The organism is Variovorax sp. KK3, assembly GCF_001984055.1.
Classification (GTDB): domain Bacteria; phylum Pseudomonadota; class Gammaproteobacteria; order Burkholderiales; family Burkholderiaceae_C; genus Variovorax.
Map to the genome: position 1 here is coordinate 14758 of NZ_LYVO01000002.1, position 21856 is coordinate 36613.

Annotated in this window: 28 protein-coding genes; 14 read left to right on the forward strand and 14 right to left on the reverse strand. The window is 67.4% G+C overall.

Going from position 1 to position 21856, the window contains the following annotated elements; genetic code table 11:
- Positions 1–49: 49 nt before the first annotated feature.
- The gene (locus B0W80_RS01165; RefSeq protein WP_076997266.1) at positions 50–415 is read left to right on the forward strand and encodes a copper-binding protein; all 366 of its coding nucleotides are present in this window, start codon (positions 50–52) and stop codon (positions 413–415) included.
- A 25-nt stretch (positions 416–440) separates the two neighbouring features.
- Here B0W80_RS01165 and B0W80_RS35315 read toward each other — a convergent pair whose 3' ends face one another.
- From B0W80_RS35315 to B0W80_RS01175, 3 genes are all read right to left on the reverse strand, one after another.
- Positions 441–605 (reverse strand): hypothetical protein, encoded by a 165-nt coding sequence (locus tag B0W80_RS35315; protein WP_179106801.1) that lies wholly within the window; start codon positions 603–605, stop codon positions 441–443.
- A gap of 148 nt (positions 606–753) precedes the next feature.
- Positions 754–1176: a hypothetical protein gene (locus B0W80_RS01170; RefSeq protein ID WP_076997267.1), complete on the reverse strand. Its 423-nt coding sequence runs from the start codon at positions 1174–1176 to the stop codon at positions 754–756.
- A gap of 15 nt (positions 1177–1191) precedes the next feature.
- Positions 1192–2124, reverse strand: coding sequence for an AEC family transporter (locus tag B0W80_RS01175; protein WP_076997268.1), 933 nt, complete (start codon positions 2122–2124; stop codon positions 1192–1194).
- Between the two features lie 77 nt (positions 2125–2201).
- On the opposite strand from B0W80_RS01175, the gene B0W80_RS01180 reads away from it, so the two are divergent.
- The 4 genes from B0W80_RS01180 (at position 2202) to B0W80_RS01195 (ending at position 5844) form a co-directional block, all read left to right on the forward strand.
- Positions 2202–3179 carry a tripartite tricarboxylate transporter substrate binding protein BugE gene (locus B0W80_RS01180; RefSeq protein ID WP_076997269.1) on the forward strand — a complete coding sequence of 326 codons (978 nt, stop codon included), beginning with the start codon at positions 2202–2204 and terminating at the stop codon, positions 3177–3179.
- A 67-nt stretch (positions 3180–3246) separates the two neighbouring features.
- Entirely contained in the window at positions 3247–4185 is a 939-nt protein-coding gene (gene xerD / locus B0W80_RS01185; RefSeq protein WP_083745129.1) for a site-specific tyrosine recombinase XerD, read from the forward strand.
- Positions 4186–4339: 154 nt separating this feature from the next.
- Entirely contained in the window at positions 4340–5326 is a 987-nt protein-coding gene (locus tag B0W80_RS01190; protein ID WP_076997270.1) for a tripartite tricarboxylate transporter substrate binding protein, read from the forward strand.
- A gap of 68 nt (positions 5327–5394) precedes the next feature.
- A complete protein-coding gene (locus B0W80_RS01195; protein WP_076997271.1) occupies positions 5395–5844 on the forward strand; it encodes a MaoC family dehydratase in 450 nt (149 codons plus the stop codon).
- Between the two features lie 18 nt (positions 5845–5862).
- Here B0W80_RS01195 and B0W80_RS01200 read toward each other — a convergent pair whose 3' ends face one another.
- Positions 5863–6669 carry a ferritin-like domain-containing protein gene (locus B0W80_RS01200; RefSeq protein WP_076997272.1) on the reverse strand — a complete coding sequence of 269 codons (807 nt, stop codon included), beginning with the start codon at positions 6667–6669 and terminating at the stop codon, positions 5863–5865.
- Between the two features lie 57 nt (positions 6670–6726).
- Here B0W80_RS01200 and B0W80_RS01205 point away from each other — a divergent pair, with 57 nt between their 5' ends.
- A complete protein-coding gene (locus B0W80_RS01205; RefSeq protein WP_076997273.1) occupies positions 6727–7251 on the forward strand; it encodes a gamma carbonic anhydrase family protein in 525 nt (174 codons plus the stop codon).
- 5 nt (positions 7252–7256) lie between these two features.
- A complete protein-coding gene (locus tag B0W80_RS01210) occupies positions 7257–8255 on the forward strand; it encodes an Hsp33 family molecular chaperone HslO (protein WP_076997424.1) in 999 nt (332 codons plus the stop codon).
- Between the two features lie 57 nt (positions 8256–8312).
- On the opposite strand, the gene B0W80_RS01215 is transcribed toward B0W80_RS01210, so the two are convergent.
- From B0W80_RS01215 to B0W80_RS01245, 7 genes are read right to left on the reverse strand one after another with little or no spacing between them, the layout of a single operon-like run.
- On the reverse strand, positions 8313–9275 hold the full coding sequence (locus B0W80_RS01215) for a hypothetical protein (protein ID WP_076997274.1): 963 nt from the start codon (positions 9273–9275) through the stop codon (positions 8313–8315).
- Positions 9276–9325: 50 nt separating this feature from the next.
- Complete coding sequence (locus B0W80_RS01220) at positions 9326–9784, reverse strand: hypothetical protein (protein ID WP_076997275.1); 459 nt, start codon at positions 9782–9784, stop codon at positions 9326–9328.
- 10 nt (positions 9785–9794) lie between these two features.
- Complete coding sequence (gene ftsB, locus B0W80_RS01225; protein ID WP_076997276.1) at positions 9795–10070, reverse strand: cell division protein FtsB; 276 nt, start codon at positions 10068–10070, stop codon at positions 9795–9797.
- A gap of 20 nt (positions 10071–10090) precedes the next feature.
- The gene (gene eno, locus B0W80_RS01230) at positions 10091–11374 is read right to left on the reverse strand and encodes a phosphopyruvate hydratase (protein ID WP_076997277.1); all 1284 of its coding nucleotides are present in this window, start codon (positions 11372–11374) and stop codon (positions 10091–10093) included.
- 56 nt (positions 11375–11430) lie between these two features.
- Positions 11431–11718: a DUF1330 domain-containing protein gene (locus B0W80_RS01235; protein ID WP_076997278.1), complete on the reverse strand. Its 288-nt coding sequence runs from the start codon at positions 11716–11718 to the stop codon at positions 11431–11433.
- A complete protein-coding gene (gene kdsA, locus B0W80_RS01240; protein WP_076997279.1) occupies positions 11715–12569 on the reverse strand; it encodes a 3-deoxy-8-phosphooctulonate synthase in 855 nt (284 codons plus the stop codon). Before kdsA ends, B0W80_RS01235 begins: the two co-directional genes overlap by 4 nt.
- Positions 12566–14236, reverse strand: coding sequence for a CTP synthase (locus tag B0W80_RS01245; RefSeq protein ID WP_076997280.1), 1671 nt, complete (start codon positions 14234–14236; stop codon positions 12566–12568). Before B0W80_RS01245 ends, kdsA begins: the two co-directional genes overlap by 4 nt.
- 124 nt (positions 14237–14360) lie before the next feature.
- Between B0W80_RS01245 and coaBC the strand changes: the two genes are divergently transcribed.
- The 4 genes from coaBC to B0W80_RS01265 all read left to right on the forward strand — a co-directional run bounded on the left by coaBC (position 14361) and on the right by B0W80_RS01265 (position 17186).
- Positions 14361–15584 carry a bifunctional phosphopantothenoylcysteine decarboxylase/phosphopantothenate--cysteine ligase CoaBC gene (gene coaBC, locus B0W80_RS01250; protein WP_076997281.1) on the forward strand — a complete coding sequence of 408 codons (1224 nt, stop codon included), beginning with the start codon at positions 14361–14363 and terminating at the stop codon, positions 15582–15584.
- Entirely contained in the window at positions 15584–16039 is a 456-nt protein-coding gene (locus tag B0W80_RS01255; RefSeq protein ID WP_076997282.1) for a hypothetical protein, read from the forward strand. The genes coaBC and B0W80_RS01255 overlap by 1 nt, the downstream gene beginning before the upstream one ends.
- Complete coding sequence (gene dut, locus B0W80_RS01260) at positions 16036–16482, forward strand: dUTP diphosphatase (RefSeq protein ID WP_076997283.1); 447 nt, start codon at positions 16036–16038, stop codon at positions 16480–16482. Before B0W80_RS01255 ends, dut begins: the two co-directional genes overlap by 4 nt.
- Positions 16483–16673: 191 nt before the next feature.
- The gene (locus B0W80_RS01265; protein ID WP_076997284.1) at positions 16674–17186 is read left to right on the forward strand and encodes a glycine zipper 2TM domain-containing protein; all 513 of its coding nucleotides are present in this window, start codon (positions 16674–16676) and stop codon (positions 17184–17186) included.
- Positions 17187–17253: 67 nt separating this feature from the next.
- Here the strand turns inward: B0W80_RS01265 and B0W80_RS01270 are convergent, their stop codons facing one another.
- Complete coding sequence (locus B0W80_RS01270) at positions 17254–17778, reverse strand: peptidylprolyl isomerase (RefSeq protein WP_076997285.1); 525 nt, start codon at positions 17776–17778, stop codon at positions 17254–17256.
- Positions 17779–17792: 14 nt separating this feature from the next.
- Between B0W80_RS01270 and B0W80_RS01275 the strand changes: the two genes are divergently transcribed.
- The 3 genes from B0W80_RS01275 to B0W80_RS01285 all read left to right on the forward strand — a co-directional run bounded on the left by B0W80_RS01275 (position 17793) and on the right by B0W80_RS01285 (position 19826).
- On the forward strand, positions 17793–18935 hold the full coding sequence (locus B0W80_RS01275) for a JmjC domain-containing protein (protein WP_076997286.1): 1143 nt from the start codon (positions 17793–17795) through the stop codon (positions 18933–18935).
- A complete protein-coding gene (locus tag B0W80_RS01280; RefSeq protein WP_076997287.1) occupies positions 18925–19434 on the forward strand; it encodes a hypothetical protein in 510 nt (169 codons plus the stop codon). Before B0W80_RS01275 ends, B0W80_RS01280 begins: the two co-directional genes overlap by 11 nt.
- Before the next feature lie 101 nt (positions 19435–19535).
- Positions 19536–19826 (forward strand): hypothetical protein, encoded by a 291-nt coding sequence (locus B0W80_RS01285; RefSeq protein WP_076997288.1) that lies wholly within the window; start codon positions 19536–19538, stop codon positions 19824–19826.
- Between the two features lie 67 nt (positions 19827–19893).
- Here B0W80_RS01285 and B0W80_RS01290 read toward each other — a convergent pair whose 3' ends face one another.
- The gene (locus B0W80_RS01290) at positions 19894–20673 is read right to left on the reverse strand and encodes an MBL fold metallo-hydrolase (protein WP_076997289.1); all 780 of its coding nucleotides are present in this window, start codon (positions 20671–20673) and stop codon (positions 19894–19896) included.
- Between the two features lie 34 nt (positions 20674–20707).
- Positions 20708–21796: an outer membrane protein assembly factor BamC gene (gene bamC / locus B0W80_RS01295; RefSeq protein WP_076997290.1), complete on the reverse strand. Its 1089-nt coding sequence runs from the start codon at positions 21794–21796 to the stop codon at positions 20708–20710.
- Between the last annotated feature and the right edge of the window lie 60 nt (positions 21797–21856).

Here is a 21856-nt window from a genome sequence, read left to right on the forward strand (position 1 = left end):
TCAGCCGTTCATGCATTCACGCATTCACGCATTCAAAGGAAAGCGATCCATGACCATCATCAAGCACGGCGTCTTGCGCCACACCTGCGTCGCACTCGTTACTCTCCTCGCGCTCGCCGGCTCCGCTCACGCACAAACGGCACAAACGGCCGACCGAGATACGGGGCCGACGACAGTCGCCTCGGCATCTGCCGATCTGGTCGACGGCGAAGTGCGCAAAGTTGACAAGGACAACGCGAAGATCACCCTGAAGCACGGCCCGCTCAAAAACCTCGACATGCCCGGCATGACCATGGTTTTCGGCGTCGGCGAACCCGCGATGCTCGAACGGGTGCAGGTGGGCGACAAGATCCGCTTCGTGGCCGAGAAGGTGGACGGCAAGTTCACGCTCGTGCGAATCGAACCGCAACCCTAGTTGCGAATCCGTCGACTACATGGTGTCAATCGTGGTCGTCCGGGTGAGGTGAATTCTGGGCATCTTCCGATTTGACGGTGCCTTCTTCGGCATGTACTTCGGCAACGCGTGCCTGTGCTTCGTGGCGTGCCTGCTCCAGCAGCGCTTCTGCCTCTTCCTGGGTGGGTTCAGGCGTGGCGGGTGGGTTCATGCGGACCTCCGTGATGGAATCAGTGGTGAAGCCAGCCTAGATCGCGTCACCCCGCGGATGATGTAGGAGCCTTCCGCAGCGCGTCGCAAGCCCAGCCACCCAATTCGTACTTGAGTGCGCTGCAAGCATGCGCCTGCGCACGGCGCGTCTAGCGCCGCAGGATCGCCGACACCTGCGCCGTCCCCGCATCGAGCGAGCGCATCGAACTCAGGCGCAGCGACGCGTACTTGAGGATCGGGTTGTTGATCAGCTTGCCGACGAAGTGGCCGTTGAAGCGGCTGTCCTTGCAGCCGCTCACGTCGAGGTCGAGCGAGGCGTTGACGGAGCTGAGGAAGTCGGTGCTGGAGCCGGTCAGCGTGCACGATGCCTCGGGCAACTGGCCGCGCACGCTGCCGTCGGCGGCGATCTGCAAACTGCCGTCGAAGACCTCCGGCGGACCCTGCGCGCCGGTGTCCTGCTGGGCCACGTACAGCAGGAACGAGCCCTGCCAACCGCCGAGATAGCGCGCGTATTCCTGGCCGTGCGCCATCGGCGCGAGGGTGACTGCGGCGAGGACCAGCAGGAGGCGCATCGCTCGATGGTAGCCCTAGCTCATCAATGAGAGCGCGAAGGGCAGGCTGAGGACGCCGAGCAAGGTCGACAACGTGACCAGGCCCGCCACGTAGGGCGCGTTGTAGCCCATGCGCGCCGCCAGTACGTAGGCGCTGGAAGCGGTGGGCACGGCCGAGAATGTCATGAGCACCGCCGCCTGGCCCGCGTCGAGCCGCAATGCCAGGGCCAGGCCCCAGGCGATCAGCGGCAGCAGCAGGTGGCGGATGGTCAGCACCGACACCGCCAGCGTCTTGCCGCGTGCGAGCGTGGCGAACTGCATGCCGGCACCTGCCGCCATCAGGCCCAGTGCCAGCGAGGCAGCGCCGATGCGCGTAAGCGTGGGCGCCAGCCAATCGGGCACGCGAACCCCCAGCAGATTGACCACCAGGCCGGTGACCGTGGCGATGATCAGCGGGTTGCGCAGCAGCTGGCGGGCGAAGCCGGACTCGCCGTGCCGCGCCATCGGCCAGACCGCGGCGATGTTCATGAGCGGCACGCACACGCCGATCAGCACCGCGATCATCAGCAGGCCCGGTGGGCCCGCGACGCGGTCGGCCAGCGCGAGGCAGACGAAGGAGTTGAAGCGAAAGGCGACCTGCGCGCTGGCCGCATGGTCGCGGCGGTCGATGTGCTTGCGCAGCACCGGCAGATGGGGCAGGGCGTAGGCCAGCGCGATGCCCGCCAGGCCCACGCCGACGCCGGCCGTCATCAGATGCGAGGTGGCGTTGAAGTCGAGCGGGCTGCGCACGATCGAGTGGAACAGCAGCACCGGAAACAGAAAGTAGTAGACCAGGCTCTCGACCTGGTCCCACACGCGGCGGTCGAGCGGGGTGTAGCGGCACAGGAGCCAGCCGCAGGCGATGAGGGAAAAGTCGGGGAAGAGCAGCTGGGCGAAATTCACCCGCCGAGGATATACGGCCGGTTCCATGGGTTATCCACGAAGGGGCGGGCCGGCGGAGCCGTTAGCATCCGGCTTTTGTTTCCGTTTCACCAGGAGCCTTCTACATGCAACGTCGTCAATGGAATGCGCTTGCCGCAGCCGCCGCACTGGCGCTGGTCGCCGGTCCCGTCTGGGCGCAAGGGTATCCGAACAAGCCCGTCGAGCTGACCGTGCCCTTCGCACCGGGCGGCACCACCGACATCGTGGCGCGCGTCATCTCCGAGCCGCTGGGCAAGGCGCTGGGCCAGAGCGTGGTGGTGATCAACAAGGCGGGCGGCGGCGGCATCGTGGGCGCGGCCGAGACCGCGCGCGCAACGCCCGACGGCTACAAGCTGGGCGTGGCCACCGTGTCGAGCACGGCCGCCAACCCGGCCATCAACCCCAAGACCCCCTACGACCCGATCAACGATTTCACGCCGATCATCAACATCGCGGCCACGCCGAACATCATCGCGGTGCACCCGAGCTTCCCGGCCAAGAACTACGCCGAGTTCGTGGCCGAGATCAAGAAGAACCCCGGCAAGTACTCGTATGCATCGTCGGGCACCGGCGGCATCGGCCACCTGTTGATGGAGCTGTACAAGAGCCTGACGAACACCTTCGTGACGCACATCCCCTACCGCGGCGCCGGCCCGGCGCTCAACGACGTGGTGGCGGGCCAGGTGGCGATCATGTTCGACAACATTCCCTCGGCGCTGCCTTTCATCAAGACCGGCAAGCTGGTGCCCATCGTGGTGTCGGCGCCGCAGCGGCTCAAGGACCTGCCCAACGTGCCGACCTTCAAGGAAGTGGGGCTGGAGCCGGTCAACCGGATGGCCTACTACGGCATCCTGGGCCCCAAGGGCCTGCCGAAGGAAGTGGTCGACAAGATCAGCGCCGGCGTCAAGAAGTCGGTCGAAGACCCGGCGGTGCGCAAGCGCATCGAAGACACCGGTTCGCTGGTCGTGGCCAACACGCCCGAGCAGTTCGCCGAGCAGATCAAGGCCGAGTACGCCGTGTACAAGCAGGTCGTGGTCAAGCAGAAGCTCACGCTGGACAACTGAAGGCAGCCCAGCCGACCACGAGCCGCCCGCGCACCGGGCGGCTTTTTTGTTCGTCATCATCGCCACCATGACCGCGGCCTCCGAACTGCCCACCGACCCGCCAGTCGACCAGCCTCTGGAGCTGCCCGAGATCGACGAATTCGTCGACGCGCTCTGGCTGGAGGACGGGCTGTCGAAGAACACGCTGGCGGCCTACCGCCTCGACCTGGTGCTGTTCGCGCAATGGCTGCATGCGAACACCGGCCGCGCGATCGACGCGGCCGTCGAGAGCGACCTGCAGGCCTACATGGGCGCGCGCCTCGTCGACAAGGGCAAGGCGACCTCGGCCAATCGCCGGCTCACCGTGTTCAAGCGCTACTTTCGGTGGGCGGTGCGGGAGCACCGCATCCAGGCCGACCCGACCCTGCGGCTGGTGCCCGCCAAGCAATCGCCGAGGGCGATCAAGACGCTGTCCGAGAAGCAGGTGGACGACCTGCTCGGCGCGCCCGACGTCGACACGCCGCTCGGCCTGCGCGACCGGGCCATGCTGGAGCTGATGTACGCCAGCGGCCTGCGCGTGAGCGAGCTGGTCGCGCTGCGCGTCTTCGAGCTGAGCCTCAACGACGGGGTGCTGCGCGTGGTCGGCAAGGGCAACAAGGAACGGCTGGTGCCCTTCGGCGGCGAGGCGCGGCGCTGGATCGAGCGCTACATGGACGAATCGCGGCCCGCCATCCTCGATGGCCAGCAGACGCCCGACCTGTTCGTCACCGCTCGGGGTTCGGGCATGACGCGCATGATGTTCTGGATCATCGTGAAGAAGCATGCGCTGGCGGCCGACATCCACGTGCCGCTGTCGCCGCACACGCTGCGCCATGCCTTCGCCACGCACCTGCTGAACCACGGCGCCGACCTGCGCGCGGTGCAGCTGCTGCTGGGGCATGCCGACATCTCGACCACCACCATCTACACGCACGTGGCCCGCGAGCGCTTGAAGCAGCTGCATGCACAGCACCACCCGCGGGGATGAAAGCGTGCCAATGGTGCCGATGGTGCCGATGGTGCCGATGGTGCCGATGGTGCCGATGGGGCGAATGCCCCGACGCCGGCAGCCGGCAAGCCTGCCGCGCCAGAATCGCGGGTCGAGGAAGCAGCTCTCGAACGCATGAAGGACATCCAAGCCCATGACCTGGAAATTCAAGTTCGTTTCTAGCCTTCACGTCCTGTTGCCGGCGCTGGCCTGCTGCCTGGCGCTGCCGGCCGCGCAGGCGCAGGTGGTGCCCAAGACCATCCGGATGGTGGTGGCCTACCCGACCGGCGGCGTCGGCGATCTCATGGCCCGCGCGCTGGCCGACAAGCTGGCCACGCAACTCGGCAACACCGTGGTGGTGGAAAACAGGGCCGGCGCCAGCGGCACCATCGGCATGGACGCCGTCGCCAAGGCGCAGCCGGACGGCGCCACCCTCGGCTTTTCGGCCATCAGCCCGCTGGTGCTGAACCCCCACATCGCCCGGTCGCCCTTCGACCCGCTGAAGGACATCGCGCCGGTGGCGAGCGTCATGTATTCGCCGGTGCTGCTGCTGGCGACCGAGGCCACCGGCACCCGCGATTTCCGCACGCTGCTGGACGACGCCCGCGCCCGGCCTGGCGCGGTGCGCTGGGCCACCTCGGGCCGGGCCTCGCTGGGCCACGTGGTGCTCGAGCAGCTGCGCGGTGTGGCGCGCGTGGACATCACCCACGTGCCCTACAAGGGCGGTGCGCAGCAGATGAACGACGCGCTGGGCGGGCAGTTCGAGATCCTGTCGATCAATGCGGGGCCGGCGCTGACGCAGCACATCCGCTCCGGCAAGCTGCGCCCGCTGGCGGTGGGCGCGCCGGCGCGGCTCGACAGCCTGCCGAAGGTGCCGACCCTGGCGGAGCTGGGCTATCCCGCCGCCAACCTCAGCTCGCTGTTCGGCGTGTTCGCGCCGGCCAACACGCCGGCCATCCTGATCGCCAAGTACAACGCCGAGATCAACAAGGCGCTCGACAGCCCCGACCTGCGCGACAAGCTGACCGCCTACGGCAACGTGCCGACCGGCGGCAGCGCCGAGACCTTCGGCGACGAGATCGCCAGCGAGTACGAAAGCAACGAGCGGATCGTCAAGGCCGCCGGCATTAAGAACGATTGATGTCCCGCCTCGCCTGACGAGGACGACCCCACGGCAAACCCAGGACAAACCGAAAGAGGAGAACCGCCATGGCCGGAAACTTGTACCTCGAAGACCTGTCGGTCGGCGACCGGTTCACCAGCGGCGAGCATGCGCTCGACGAAGCGCAGATCATCGAATTCGCTCAGCGCTTCGACCCGCAGCCCTTCCACCTCGATCCGCAGGCTGCCAAGGCCACGCTGTTCCAGGGACTCGCGGCCAGCGGCTGGCACACGGCGGCGATCACCATGCGCTTGCTGGTGACCAGCGGCGTTCCGCTCGCGGACGGCATCATCGGCTCGGGTGGCGAGCTGCAGTGGCCGCAGCCGACACGGCCTGACGACGTCCTGCACGTGGAAAGCGAGGTCATGGAGATCACACCCTCCCGATCGAAGCCCGACCGCGGCATGGTGCTGATGCGCTGCGAGACGAAGAACCAGCGCGGCGAACTGCTGCAGCGCTTTTCGCCCCGGATGGTGGTGTTTCGCCGGCCGGGCTGAATAGCCGGGCAGTGCCTCTCAGGCCTCGTCGAGCGCGCGCAGTTCGTCGGGCGTGAAGCCGGCCTGGGTACGCGCTTCGAGGTTGAACGGAGCGCGCAGGCGCGGCGCCTGGTAGTGCCGGTAGAGCACGCGGTAGTGCGCGACCGGGTCCAGTCCCTCGCGCTCGCAGAGCCAGCGGTACCAGCGGTTGCCGATGGCGACGTGCCCGATCTCGTCGCGCAGGATGATGTCGAGGATCTCGCAGGCCCGGGCCGCGTCCGGCGTGCCCACGCGCCGCAGCTTGGCCTGGATCAGCGGCGTGGCGTCGAGGCCGCGTGCCTCGAGCGTGCGCGGCACCAGGGCCATGCGCGCGAGCACGTCGTGGGCGGTCTTCTCGCACATGGTCCACAGGCCGTCGTGCCCGGTGAAATCGCCGTAGTGCCAGCCCATGCCGCGCAGGTGCTCGTGCAGCAGCGTGAAATGCAGGGCTTCCTCGTCGGCGACGCGGAGCCAGTCGCGGTAGAAGGCCTCGGGCATGCCGTCGAAGCGCCACGCGGCGTCGAGCGCGAGGTTGATGGCGTTGAACTCGATGTGGCAGATCGAGTGGACCAGCGCCGCGCGGCCATCGGGCGTAAAGGGCGAGCGCTTCTCCACGGCGGTGGCGGCCACGCGCAGCGGCCGATCGGGGCGGCCCGGCACGCCGGCTTCGTCGCCCTGCGCACGCACCGGTGCATCGGGCAGCGGCTCGGCACCCGTGCGGGCCGCGGCGGCATGGGTGGCGGCCACCTTGGCATCGGGGTCGGTGAGGCGCAGCGCGGCCAGGGCGTCGAGGCGGGGATGCTGCATCCCTACAATTCTAGGTTTCCCCCACAGATCCCCGGACCCGACAACAGGAGCAACGCGATGGCCCTTTACGAAATCGACGGCGTGGCGCCGCAACTCGGACCCAATGCCTATGTGGCCAACAGCGCGCAGGTCATCGGCAGCGTGATCCTCGGCGAGAACGCCAGCATCTGGTTCGGCGTGGTGGCGCGGGGCGACTCCGACACGCTGACCATCGGGCGCAACAGCAACGTCCAGGACCTGTCGATGCTGCATGCCGATGCGGGCGTGCCGCTGACCATCGGCGAGCACGTGACGGTCGGCCACCAGGTCACGCTGCACGGCTGCACGGTCGGCGACAACACGCTGATCGGCATCGGCGCCATCGTCTTGAATAACGCGAAGATCGGCCGCAATTGCATCGTCGGCGCCGGCAGCGTCGTGACCGAGGGCAAGGAGTTTCCCGACAACTCGCTCATCATCGGCGCGCCGGCCAAGGTGGTGCGCACGCTCGACGAGGCGGCCGCCGCCAGGCTTCGGCAAAGCGCCGAGCACTATGTGGAAAACGGCCGTCGCTTCGCGAAAGGCCTCAAGAAGATTGGTTGATTGCCTTGAGCGAGTTGCACAAGTTCCTGTTCGACGGCCTGCCGGTGCGCGGCATGATCGTGCGCCTGACCGATTCGTGGCAGGAGATCCTCGCCCGCCGCGCGTCGAACACGGGCACGGGCCCTTACGCCGCGCCGGTGGCCGAACTGCTCGGCGAGATGACGGCCGCGGCCACGCTCATGCAGGCCAACATCAAGTTCAACGGCGCGCTGATCCTGCAGATCTTCGGCGATGGGCCGGTGAAGGTCGCGGTGGCCGAGGTCAAGCCAGACCTGAGCCTGCGCGCCACGGCCAAGGTCATCGGCGACATCGCGGCCGATGCCCATCTGCCCGAGATGGTCAACGCCGACGGCAAGGGCCGCTGTGCCATCACGCTCGATCCCAAGGACAAGCTGCCGGGCCAGCAGCCCTACCAAGGCGTGGTGCCGCTGTCCGACCATGACGGCCGCAAGCTCAACCGCTTGAGCGACCTGCTGCAGCACTACATGCTGCAGAGCGAGCAGCTCGACACCACGCTGGTGCTGGCGGCCGACGACAAGGTGGCGGCCGGGCTGCTCATCCAGCGCCTGCCGGTGAAGGGCGAAGCCAATCTCGAGGGCACGGGGCGCGGTTCGGGCGACCCGATCCATGTCGACCAGATCGGCCACAACGAGGACTACAACCGCATCGGCATCCTGGCCGCCAGCCTCACGCGCGAAGAGCTGCTGACGCTCGACGTCGAGACCATCCTGCGGCGCCTGTTCTGGGAAGAGAAGCTGCTGCGCTTCGAGCCGCAGACCGGCATGCTGGGCCCGCACTTCGCCTGCACCTGCGGCCGGGAGCGCGTGGCGCAGATGATCCGCGGCCTCGGACAGGAAGAGGCCGAGTCCATCCTGGTGGAGCGCGGCGACATCGAGGTGGGCTGCGATTTCTGCGGCAAGCAGTACCGCTTCGATGCGGTCGACACGGCGCAGATCTTCACGTCGCCGGGCGACCAACTGCCTGCCAGCTCCGTGGTGCAGTAGGCCGCCGTGGCGGGCCTTCGGGGCCATCGCGGGGCTGCATCGGCGCTGATCCGCGGCTCAGCGTGCGGTGCCTGACTGGAAGTCGCCGAAGCGGATGTCCGGTGCGCTGGTGTTGTGGCGTGACGGCGTGCTGCGGCCGAATCGCACATCGGCTGCATCGAGCCGCGTCACCTCGGGCAATGCGCGCGTCTGCGGGGACGCATCCGGCGTGGCCTTCCACCACACCTCGCTCATGTCGGCGTTGTCGGCCGCGACGTACATGGAGCGCAGTACCGCGAAGCGCGGGCCTTGCTTGCGTCCGGGCTTCATGCGCACGTCGAGCGTCGTGCGTGCCTCGCTGACTTCGCGCACGTCGACCGTGGCTTCGCCGCCGTTCGCGAACTTCAGGCGAAAGCGCAGCGGCCTCGTGTCGATCACGATCAACGTGATGCTCGCCACCGGCCGCCCGGCCTGTTCGACCGGCCCCATCACGAAGGACGAGCCGTACACGCCGTCGCCGAAGCGCGGCGCGGGCAGGGGCTTGATGCGCCAGTAGCCGTCGGAGGGGTACATCACCAGCGCTTCGAGCGGTTTGGCGCCGCGCTTGTCGAAGAGCTGGATCATGTGAAAGCCGCGGTCCTGCCGGCCGTCCACCCGCACCGGCACGCGCTGGGGCCGCCAGAAGGAGGGCAGGGTCATGCCGACGATCTGCCAGCGCGCGCCGTCGTGCAGCACCACACGGCGCTCCTTGAAGGTGAAGCGCGGGTCGGTCGGATGCGCGCCGCCGTCGAAGTTGCAGTTGGTGAAGTCGGGCGCCGTGCTGTCCTTGTCGATCGAGGCGAGGTAGGCCGGCGGCAATGCCTCCACGCGAAAGCGGCGGATGTCGGCACCCGCCAGGTTCAAGGAAACGTTGTCTTCCTCGGCGCAGCGGGTCGCGTGAGTTTCGTTCTCGATCGTGGCCCGGGCCGGGGCGGCCGAGGCACCGGCGCAGGCGATGAAGGCGAGGCCCAGAAGAGCCGTGGCGAGAAGGGAGCGGTGCATTCGGTTCCTGGTGGGATGAGCGTGACAAGCGAGATAAGCGGCCGTCGCGTTCAGCGGCGCTGGGCCAGCAACTCGGTGAAGAGGCGATGTTCGCAGGCCGGGTCGGAGCACTTGTCGCACGCCCAGGACCAGGCCGCAGACGCCTTGGCGGCGGCCCGGCGGTCGTCGCCATCCGCCGGTACGCCGATGGCGTGGCAGGCATTGGCGAGTTGTTCGGCACCCTGGCCGTGCACGACCGCAAAGCCGAGCTTCGCGCCCATGAGCGCCGTGCGCACGCTGTGGTCGTAGGGCGTCGGCGAAGCGGATGCGAGCAGCAGGATCTGGGCATGACGATGCGCCTCGAGCGCCTCGGCCTCGAGCGACACATCGTTCGCGGGTTCGACCACTACCGTGGCCGCGATGCCGTGCCGTGCGAGCCGCTGCCACAGCGCTTCGGCAAGGGCCGCCTTGCCGCTTTCGTCCGCGCCCAGCAGCGCGATCACGCGGCCGGCCGGCGGGGCAGGGCTCATCAAGATGCCCTCAACGCGTGATCTGCACGAACACTTCGTTGGGCTTGACCATGCCGAGCTCCTGCCGTGCACGCTCCTCGACCATTTCGAGCCCCTCCTTGAGGTCGTTGACCTCGGAGTGCAGCCGGTCGTTGGCGATGGCCGCCTTGGCGTTGGCGTCTTTCTGCTCGGCCAGCTTGTCTTTCAGCTGCGCCACGTCGCGCACGCTGCCGCGCCCGGTCCACAGCTGCCACTGAAGGATCAGCAGCAGCAGGACCAGGATGATCGGAACGATGCGTGAGCGCATGGGCAGCGCTGTTCCGTCGCTCAGCGCAAGTTGTAGAAGGCCGCGCGTCCGGGGTAGCTGGCGACGTCGCCGAGGTCTTCCTCGATGCGCAGCAGCTGGTTGTACTTGGCGATGCGGTCCGAGCGCGAGAGCGAGCCGGTCTTGATCTGGCCGGCGTTGGTGCCCACCGCGATGTCGGCGATGGTGGAGTCTTCGGTTTCGCCCGAGCGGTGGCTGATCACGGCCGTGTAGCCGGCGCGCTTGGCCATTTCGATGGCGGCGAAGGTCTCGGTCAGTGTGCCGATCTGGTTGATCTTGATCAGGATCGAGTTGGCGATGCCCTTCTCGATGCCTTCCTGCAGGATCTTGGTGTTGGTGACGAAGAGGTCGTCGCCCACCAGCTGCACCCGCTTGCCCAGGCGTTCGGTCAGGTGCTTCCAGCCGTCCCAGTCGCCTTCGTGCATGCCGTCTTCGATGCTGATGATCGGGTACTTGTCGACCCAGGTCGCCAGCATGTCGGTCCAGCTTTCGGCAGACAGGGACAGGTTTTCGCCCGACAGCACGTACTTGCCGTCCTTGTAGAACTCGCTGGCGGCGCAGTCCAGGCCCAGCGCGATCTGCGTGCCGGCGGCGTAGCCGGCCTTGTCGATGGCTTCGAGGATCAGCTGGATCGCGGCCTCGTGGTTTTCGACGCTGGGAGCGAATCCACCTTCGTCGCCGACGGCCGTGCTGATGCCGCGGTCGTTCAGGATCTTCTTGAGTGCATGGAACACTTCGGCACCGTAGCGCACCGCCTCGCGCAGGCTGGGGGCGCCCACGGGGATGATCATGAACTCCTGCAGGTCGAGGCTGTTGTTGGCATGCGCGCCGCCGTTGATGACGTTCATCATCGGCACCGGCAGCTGCATGCCGCCCATGCCGCCGAAGTAGCGGTACAGCGGCAGGCCCGATTCCTCGGCCGCGGCGCGGGCCACGGCCATCGAGACGGCCAGGGTCGCGTTGGCGCCCAGGCGGGCCTTGTTGTCGGTGCCGTCCAGGTCGATCAGCGTGCGGTCGAGAAAGGCCTGCTCGCTGGCGTCGAGTCCGAGCACGGACTCGGAGATTTCGGTGTTGATGTTCTCGACGGCCTTCAGCACGCCTTTGCCCAGGTAGCGGCCCTTGTCGCCGTCGCGCAGCTCGATGGCCTCGCGCGAGCCGGTGGACGCGCCCGACGGAACCGCCGCGCGGCCCATGGTGCCCGACTCGAGCAGCACGTCGCATTCGACGGTGGGGTTGCCGCGGCTGTCGAGGATCTCGCGCCCGACGATGTCAACGATTGCACTCATTGTTGCTTTGCTCCAGGTATCAAAAACTTCGATGGGTCTTCGTCGCCGAGGGACGTCTAGACGCCTTCCACGACGATCATGCGCATGATCGCAGCTCCGGCACGTGCTTCGCGTGCCTTCCCATATTCCGGCGAGGCATAGAACTTATTCGCCGCCTCGACGCTCGGGAACTTGAGCATCACCATGCGCTGCGGGTGCCAGTCGCCTTCGAGCACCTCGACCTTGCCGCCGCGCACGCACACTTCGGCGCCGTGCGCCTTCATGGCCTCGGTGGACCACTTCTTGTAGTCCTCGTACTGCGTCGGGTTGGTCACCTCGACGTTCGCAATAAGGTAGGCGCTCATTGAAAGGAGTTCTCCAGGAAAGCGTTCTTCTTGGTGACGCTGTCGAGCGCCAGCAGCGTTTCGAGCAGCGCCTTCATGTGCTTGAGCGGCACGGCGTTCGGCCCGTCGCTCAGTGCCTTGGCAGGGTCGGGGTGCGTCTCCATGAACAGGCCGGCCACGCCGACCGCCACGGCGGCGCGCGACAGCACCGGCACCATCTCGCGCTGGCCGCCCGAACTGGTGCCCTGGCCGCCCGGCAACTGCACCGAGTGCGTGGCGTCGAAGACCACCGGCGCGCCGGTCTCGCGCATGATCGCGAGCGAACGCATGTCCGAGACGAGGTTGTTGTAGCCGAAGCTGGCGCCTCGTTCGCAGGCCATGAAGCTGTCTTCGGGCAGGCCCTTTTCCTTGGCCGCCGCACGTGCCTTGTCGATCACGTTCTTCATGTCGTGCGGCGCGAGGAACTGGCCCTTCTTGATGTTGACCGGCTTGCCCGACTGCGCCGCGGCACGGATGAAGTCGGTCTGGCGGCACAGGAAGGCCGGCGTCTGCAGCACGTCGACCACCTGGGCCGCGGCCGTGATGTCTTCTTCGGTGTGCACGTCGGTCAGCACCGGCAGGCCGAGGTCGCGCTTGACCTTGGCCAGGATCTCCAGGCCCTTGTCGCGCCCCGGTCCGCGAAAGCTCGTGCCGGAGGAGCGGTTGGCCTTGTCGAAGCTGCTCTTGAAGATGAAGGGAATGCCGAGCGCGGAGGTGATTTCCTTGAGGGTGCCGGCCGTGTCCATCTGCAACTGCTCGGACTCGACCACGCAGGGCCCGGCGATCAGGAAGAAGGGCTTGTCGAGCCCGATGTCGAATCCGCTCAGCTTCATGCCACGACCTTCAGTGCCTGCTTGTCGGTGCCCTGGTGTTCCAGCGCCGCCTTGATGAACGCGTTGAACAGCGGGTGCCCGCCCCAGGGCGTCGACTTGAACTCGGGGTGGAACTGCACGCCGATGAACCACGGGTGCACATCCTGCGGCAGCTCGACGATCTCGGTCAGGTGCTCGCGTTGCGTCAGGGCCGAGATCACGAGGCCGGCGCGGCGCAGCTCGTCGAGGTAGTTCACGTTGGCCTCGTAGCGGTGGCGGTGCCGCTCGGTCACCACGTCGCCGTAGATGCTGTGGGCCAGCGTGCCCGGCGCCACGTCGGAGCTTTGCGCGCCCAGGCGCATGGTGCCGCCCAGGTCGGACTTCTCGTCGCGCAGCTTGATGGTGCCGTCGCGGTCCTTCCACTCGGTGATCAGCGCGATCACGGGGCAGCTGGTGTCGGGGTCGAACTCGGTGCTGTTGGCGTTCTTGAGGCCCGCCACGTTGCGCGCGTACTCGATGGTCGCGACCTGCATGCCCAGGCAGATGCCGAGGTAGGGCACCTTGCTCTCGCGGGCGAAGCGGGCCGCCGCGATCTTGCCTTCGACGCCGCGCTGGCCGAAGCCGCCGGGCACGAGCACGGCGTCGTACTTGGCGAGCCGCGCCACGTCTTGCGGCGAGATGGTCTCGGAGTCGATGTACTCGATCTTCACGCGCGCATGGTTCTTCATGCCGGCGTGGCGCAGCGCTTCGTTGAGCGACTTGTAGCTGTCCGACAGGTCGACGTACTTGCCGACCATCGCGATGCTGACTTCCTTCTGCGGATGCTCGACCTCGTACACCAGGTCGTCCCAGCGCCGCAGGTTGGCGGGCGGGGTGTTGACGCGCAGCTTGTCGCAGATCAGCCCGTCCAGGCCCTGCTCGTGCAGCATGCGCGGCACCTTGTAGATGGTGTCGACGTCCCACATGGAGATGACGCCCCACTCGGGCACGTTCGAGAACAGCGAGATCTTGGCGCGTTCGTCGTCGGGGATCGGGCGGTCGGCGCGGCACAGCAGGGCGTCGGCCTGGATGCCGATCTCGCGCAGCTTCTGCGCCGTGTGCTGGGTGGGCTTGGTCTTGAGTTCGCCGGCCGCGGCGATCCAGGGCACGTAGCTCAGGTGAACGAAGGCCGTGTTGTTGGGGCCCATGCGCAGGCTCATCTGGCGCGCGGCCTCCAGGAAGGGCAGGGACTCGATGTCGCCCACCGTGCCGCCGATTTCGACGATGGCCACGTCCACCTCGTGCGCCGTGCCGATGCCGGCGCCGCGCTTGACGAATTCCTGGATCTCGTTGGTGATGTGCGGGATCACCTGCACCGTCTTGCCCAGGTAGTCGCCGCGGCGCTCTTTTTCGAGCACGGACTTGTAGATCTGGCCGGTGGTGAAGTTGTTGGCCCGGCGCATGCGCGTCGTGATGAAGCGCTCGTAGTGGCCGAGGTCGAGGTCGGTTTCGGCACCGTCGTCGGTGACGAAGACCTCGCCGTGCTGGAAGGGCGACATCGTGCCGGGGTCGACGTTGATGTACGGGTCCAGCTTGATGAGGGTGACTTTGAGGCCGCGCGATTCGAGGAGCGCGGCCAGCGAGGCGGAGGCGATTCCCTTGCCGAGGGAAGACACCACACCGCCGGTGACGAAGACGAATTTGGTCATGCCATGTTCCGGACCTGCGGGTCCGGGCAGTGGGAAATCGGGATTATAGGTGCCGCTCCATGGCCTCGAAGGCAAAGGGGAACCCGGCGCGCCCGCGTGTATGGGGCTGATACATTGCCGCTTTATGCAAGATCTCGCCGGCAAACACATCGTCCTGGGCCTCACCGGGGGCATCGCCTGCTACAAGTCGGCCGAGCTGTGTCGGCTGCTGGTGAAAGCCGGAGCGACCGTGCAGGTGGTGATGACGGAGGCCGCTGCCCAGTTCATGACGCCCGTCACCATGCAGGCGCTGTCGGGCCGGCCCGTATACCAGTCGCAATGGGACGTGCGCGAGCCCAACAACATGCCGCACATCAACCTGAGCCGCGAGGCCGACGCGATCGTGCTGGCACCGGCGAGCGCGGACTTCATCGCGCGGCTGGTGCAGGGGCGCTCCGACGAACTGCTGAGCCTGTTGTGCCTGGCGCGGCCGGCGGAGCGGGTCCCGCTCCTGATCGCGCCGGCCATGAACCGCGAGATGTGGGTGCATCCCGCCACCCAGCGCAATCTGCGCCAGGTCGATGCCGACGGCGCGCGCGTGCTGGGCGTGGGCAGCGGCTGGCAGGCCTGCGGCGAGACCGGCGACGGGCGCATGCTCGAACCGCAGCAGTTGCTGGAAGAGATCGTGGCCCAGTTCCAGCCCAAGACGCTGGCCGGGCAGCGCGTGGTGGTGACGGCCGGACCGACCTTCGAGGCGCTGGACCCGATCCGCGGCATCACCAACCACTCGTCGGGAAAGATGGGCTTCGCGATCGCGCGCGCGGCACGCGAGGCGGGTGCCGATGTCACGCTGGTGGCCGGCCCGGTGCACCTGCCGACGCCACGCGGGGTTGTCCGCATCGACGTGCAGTCGGCCCAGCAGATGCTTCAGGCCAGCCTCCAGGCCGCGCAGTCCGCGTCGATCTTCATCGCCACGGCCGCGGTGGCCGACTGGCGGCCCGCGTCGCAGAGCGAGCACAAGATCAAGAAGGACGGCAGCGGCCAGGTGCCGGTGCTGCATTTCGTCGAGAACCCCGACATCCTCCTGGCCCTCGCGCAGGGCGAGCGCGCCCGGTCGGGCAAGCTTTTCTGCGTGGGCTTCGCGGCCGAGAGCGAGAACCTGGTCGCGCACGCCCGTGCCAAGCGCGAGCGCAAAGGCATCCCGCTGCTGGTCGGCAATATCGGCCCGCTGACCTTCGGCCAGGACGACAACAGCCTGCTGCTGGTCGATGCCAAGGGCGAAAGGGAACTGCCGCGCGCGCCCAAGCTGGCGCTGGCGCGCGAACTGGTGACGGAGATCGCGGCGCGTCTGCCCGCGGGGAGTGCCTGATGGATCAACAGCAATGGAACACGCCGCCCAACGGTGATTTCGCGCGCTACGTCGAGCGCCTGACCGCGCAGGCGGCGCAGCCTCGGCGAGCGGGCAGCGACGGCGAGCATCAGCTCGATGTCGGCATGTCGCAGGCCGCGCAGGCGCACCCCTTGCCTGCCGTACCTGACGCGCAGGCGCAGGGAGCCTCGCCCATGACCGGCCCCGCGCGCCACGTGCTCAATGCGGTGATCCTGGTGTGGTTGCTGGGGCTGGTGGTGCTGGTCGCCGTAGGCGTGCCGCTGGGCATCGTGTTCCTGGTGCTCGGCGGCGGCCTCTGGCTGGCCCACAAGCTGCGCCGCGTGCTGTTGCCGCCCGGCATGGAAAGCTGGAAGCAGTGGCTGCAGGAGGCGGCCAAGCGCCAGCAACAGCTTCAGCAGCAAATGCAGCAACAACGAAAGAACCAAAGCAAGTGAAAGTCGACGTTCGCATCCTCGATATGCGCATGCAGGACCAGCTGCCTGCCTACGCCACCCCCGGCAGCGCCGGCCTCGATCTGCGGGCCTGCCTCGACGAGCCCATCACCCTGGCGCCCAACGGCTGGCAACTGGTGGGCACCGGCATCGCGATCCATCTGGCCGACCCGGGCTATGCCGCGCTGATCCTGCCGCGCTCCGGCCTCGGCCACAAGCACGGCATCGTGCTGGGCAACCTGGTGGGCCTGATCGACAGCGACTACCAGGGCGAGCTCAAGATCAGCGCCTGGAACCGCAGTGACACGCCTTTCGTGCTGCAACCGATGGAGCGCCTGGCACAACTGGTCATCGTGCCGGTGGTGCAGGCACAGTTCCAGGTGGTGGCCGAATTCCCGCCCAGCGAGCGCGGCGAGGGCGGCTACGGGTCGACCGGCAAGCACTGAAGAACGTGCTGTAGGCCCGTTCCTGCCGGGCCTGCCGTGTGTCGCTCACAGGTAAAGACCGGAACCGGCGATGCGCGCCTCGCGTCGAAGGTTTCAACATGTGTTTCAAGGTCATCGCGCGGGCGCGCTTTGCCGTTGATGCACATGAGGCGCGCCCAGTCGTGCCGAGTCTTTCACGAGGAGTACATACCATGAACATTTCGACTCGTTCCCTTGCCATCGGCGCTTCGGTTCTCGCACTCGCCACGCTCACCGCCTGCGTGGCCCCTCAGCCGGTGTATCAGACCTCCCGCTATCCCTACCAGCCAGCCTATCCGGCGGCACAGCCCGCCTATCCTGCGGCCCAGCCGGCCTATGCCGAATTCGGTCACGTGGCCAACATCGAGGTCATTCGCAGCCAGAGCTCCGGTGCCGGCACGTCGGGTGGCGGCGCGGTGGCCGGTGGCGTCATCGGCGGCGTGGTGGGCAACCAGTTCGGCCGTGGCAGCGGGCGTGCCGCAGCCACGGCCCTGGGGGTGATCGGCGGTGCGCTGCTGGGCAACAGCGTGGAAGCGAATGCGAACGCACCGCGCGTCTATGAAAACTACCGCGTCTCGATCCAGACCGACAACGGTGCCTACCGTGCCTTCGACGTCGCGAGCCCGGGCGACCTGCGCATCGGCGACCGCGTGCGCATCGACGGCGGGCAGATCTCCCGCTTCTGAGTGTCACGCCACAAGCAAAAAGCCGGGGTTCGTCCCCGGCTTTTTGTCGTCGGCTCGCGCGAGCCGGTCAATGCAGCTTGTCGCTGCCCGGCGCCATCGGCGCCACCTTGAAGAAGCCCGTGCCCGCCGTTCCGCGGCCGATCTCGTCCTCGGTCGCCTCGCGGACCGAGCGCACGGTCAGGTCCAGGCGCAGCGCGATGCCGGCCAGCGGATGATTGCCGTCCAGCACCAGGTGCTCGGGATAGATTTCGCTCACCGTGTAGATCGTGTCCTTGGGCATGTCGGCATTCACGCCCGCCGGCAGCGCCGCGCCATCGAAGGTCATGCCTTCCTCGGTGTTCTCCGGGAACAAGGCACGCGGTTCGAGAAAAAGCAGCTGGTCGTTGAAGTCGCCGAAGGCCTGTTCGGGCTCGAGCTGGACCTGCACGCGCGCGCCGGGTTCATGGCCGAGCAGCACGGCTTCGATCGCATCGAAGAGGTCGTCGCCGCCGACCAGGAACTCGACTGGCTCATCGAGCACGTCCAGCACGTCGCCCAGGGTGTCCTTCAGCGTCCAGGTCAGGCCGACCACGCATTGTTCTGTGATTTCCATTGCAGAATTCTCCCATGGAGATCGATAGACCGACGGCCCTGCTGGGCGGCCTGAGCGCCTCGCAATTCATGCGGCGCCACTGGCAAAAGAAGCCCCTGCTGATACGCCAGGCCGTTCCCGGCATGGTGCCCTTGATCGCGCGCGAAGAACTGTTCACGCTGGCCGGCTGCGACGAGGTGGAGTCCAGGTTCATTCGCCACGGCAAGGCCGGCTGGTCGCTGCGCCACGGTCCGCTGGCCCGCAAGTCCCTGCCTTCACCGAAGCAGGCTGCCTGGACGCTGCTGGTACAGGGCGTCGACCTGCACGACCAGGGCGTGCATGAACTGTTGCAGCAGTTTCGTTTCGTGCCCGATGCGCGGCTCGACGACTTGATGATCAGCTACGCCAGCGACGGCGGCGGCGTCGGCCCGCATTTCGACAGCTACGACGTGTTCCTGCTGCAGGTGCATGGGCAACGGCGCTGGTCCATCGGAAAGCAACGCGACCTGCGCCTCGAGCCCGGGTTGCCTCTCAAGATCCTGGCCCACTTCGAGCCCGAGCAGACCTATGTGCTCGATCCCGGCGACATGCTGTACCTGCCGCCACGCTACGCGCACGACGGCGTGGCCGTGGGCGGCGATTGCATGACCTATTCCATCGGCCTGCGTGCGCCCGCCGCGGCACCGCTGGGCGCCGACCTGCTGGCCCGCATCGCAGAAGCCCAGGCCGAGGCGTTGCAGGACGCGCCGTCGGCCGCAGCGGTCCACTACCGAGATCCTGCGCAACCGGCGGTGGCCGGCCCGGCCGAAATGCCGGCCGCGTTGCAGGCGTTCGCAAACGAGGCCGTGCTGGCTGCGCTGCGCGATCCCGATGCGGTTGCGCGCGCACTGGGCGAATCGATGACGGAGCCCAAGCCGACCGTGTGGTTCGAGCAGGGCGATGTTCCTGCTGGAGAAATGCATGGCGTGTCGCTCGACCGCCGCACGCGCATGCTCTACGACGCGCGGCACCTGTACATCAACGGCGAGAGCTTCCGTGCGTCGGGCCGCGATGCGCGGCTCATGCGTCGGCTTGCCGATCGACGTTCGCTGGCCGCGCGCGACCTTGCCACGGCGAGCGAAGACGCGCGTGCATTGCTCGAAGACTGGTGCGAAGCGGGGTGGGCACATGCCGAATGAAAACGAACTCGTATCGGGCACCTTGCCCGCAGGCGCCTTCGATGGCCGCACGGCGTTCACGTCATGCGTGCATGCGGCCATGTCGGCCGCCGCGCGCGAGAACTGGCGCGAAATCGTGCTGACCGATCCCGACTTCGCGGATTGGCCGCTCGGCGAGCGCGCGATGGCAGAAGCCCTGCAGGCCTGGGCGGCCGCGGGCCGCAGCATGGTGATGCTCGCGCAGCGCTTCGACGTGTTCGAGCGCGAGCACGCGCGCTTCGTGCATTGGCGGCGCATGTGGAGCCACATCGTCGATTGCCGTGCGTGCAGCGGTGCCGGCATGCCGCAGGTGCCCAGTGGCATCTGGACGCCGAGCTGGTACATGCTGCGCATCGATGTCGAGCGCGTGCGCGGCGTTGCCGGCCGCGAGCCCGAGGGCCGCAGTGCATTGCGTGAACGTATCGAAGAGTGCCTTCGCCATGCGAGGCCTGCATTTCCGGCGTCGACACTGGGCTTGTAAGCCAATGCCGCGAATCTCGGCGCAAGAGGCTGTGCAGTCAGGGTAGAGGTCTAGAATTTTTTTGTTCGAGACCCCAGACCCTCATCCAAAGGAGCCATGTAATGAGAAAGATCGTCCTGCTCGCCTCGTTGACCGCTGCACTGGCACTTGCTGCCTGCGGCAAGAAGGAAGAGGCTGCGCCGGCCGTCGTGACCCCACCGCCCGCTGCTGTCACGCCGGCTCCCGCACCTGCACCCGAACCCATGCCGGCGCCCGCTCCTTCGTCCGCCGCACCCGCTGCACCCGACACGTCTGCTGCAATGCCCGCACCCACGCCGGGTTCGCAGTCGGCACTCGACGCGGCCAATGCGGCCACCGATGCCGCCAAGAAGAAGGAAGAAACCAAGCAGTGATCTGACGACCGCTGCAACGTAAAAGGCCGCCTGCCAAGGGCGGCCTTTTTTCATGGAGAGGCGGTGATCACTGCAGGGCCAGCCAGGGCGATCCCTCGGCCGCCGTCGCGGTGAGCATCTCGTCTTCGCTCGCGCCCAATGCCTCGGCCATCGTGCGGCGCACGATCTCGGGCATGTTGTTCCGCAGGCTCAAATGCGCGGCCAGCACGTGGCGCAGCCCCGCATGGTGAAGGGCTCGCGCGATGTCCGCGGCGGCGTCGTTCGACAGGTGCCCATAGTCGCCGCCGACGCGCCGCTTGAGCAGGTAGTGATAGGCCGAGCGCGCCAGCATGTCGCTGTCGTGGTTGAACTCGAGCATGAGGGCGTCGAGCGACGCGAGGCGAGACAGCACGTAGGGCGTGGCGTGGCCGATGTCCGTCAGCAAGCCGAGGCTGCGCGCGCCATCGGTCAGGCGCAACTGCAGCGGCTCGCGCGCATCGTGCGGCACGGTGAAGGGCTGCACCAGCAGATCGCCGACGACGATTTCCACGCCATCGCGCGCGAACTGCACGCGCCCTTCGAAATCGCGCTCGCCATTGGCATGCCAGGTGCCTTCGCTCATCCAGACCGGAATGCGCTCGCGCCGGGACAGCGCGCGCACGCAGCCGATGTGGTCGCCATGCTCGTGGGTGATGAACACCGCATCGATGTCGCAGGCGGCCAGGCCCGCGGCGCCAAGGCGCTGGTCCAGTTGCTTGAGCGTGAAGCCGCAGTCGATCAGCAGCCGCGAGGTGCGGCCACCGCTGGTCGCTTCGACAAGCGTGGCGTTGCCGGTGCTGCCGCTGCCCAGACTGCGAAAGCGCAGCATCTGCAGGAGGCCCTGAAGCGCTTTTAGGAGCGCGTCACTTCAGATCGTCGGCGATGACTTGAACGATGCGCTGCGCGTTGGCAGACGTGTCTGCCGCGCCGCCTTCGTTCTGCACCGACACCGTGCTCGCCTCGCCCTGGCTCTTGACCAGGATGCGGAACTTCAGTGGTGCCTCGGTCTTGCTCGAGCTGAAGATCTTCGAGAAGAAGCCGGGCTCCTTCTTGTCGGGGTTCGGCGTCACGTAACGCACGAAGTACACGCCGGAGGTGCGGTCGCGATCTTCGACGGTGAAGCCGGTGCGGTCGAGTGCCAAGCCGACGCGGCGCCAGGCGCGGTCGAAGCCCTCGTTGATCTGCACCGCAGGCTGGCCGTCGATGGTGGCCACGCGGGCCGTGCGTGCGGCCGGCGCGCTGCCCTGTGCCAGCGCGACCTGCTTCGACTGCTCTTGCGAGACGCCCAGCTTGACCATCAGGCGACGCAGGAATTCGGTTTCGAGTTCGGGGTCGCTCGGGCGCGGCTGCCAGACGGTCTGGTCCTGACGGGTGTTGGTGTAGACCTCCTGCATGCCGCGGTGGCTCACGAAGATCTCGGTGCCGCCGGCGGCATTGCGTTCGATGCGCGTACGGAAGCGGTCGAGTTCGCCGGTGGAGTAGATCGCGTCGACCAGCTTGCCCAGGGTACCGCGGATGATGTCCTGCGGCAGCTTGGCGCGGTTCTCGGCCCAGTCGGTCTCCATGATGCCGAGGTTGCGCTGGTCGGTGGTCAGCAGGAAGCCGCTTTCCTGCCAGAAGTCCTTGACGGGTTCCCACAGCTGGTCGGCCGGGCGGTTGACGACGATCCAGCGCTGCGTGCCCGAGCGCTCCATGCGCACGTCGCCCAGGTTGACCACGGCGGTCGGGATGCTTGGGGCGTTGGCCGCACCGGCCTGGAAGGCATTGGCGGACACCGCGTTGCCGGGGATCGCGTAGCGGTTTTCGCGCGACAACTGCGTGAGGTCGGGTGGCACTTCGAGCGAGGGGGCCTTGCCGGCGCTCTTGTAGTCGATCTTGTCGCTCTCGAGGACCGAGCATGCGGCGAGGCTGGCCACCAGGGCCAGCAGTGCGAGTCGCGAAATGGTTTTCAACGTCTTCTTCCTTGGGGGATGTTGGGCGCTATCTGTGTGTGGCCGCAGCGCCGTTCGATC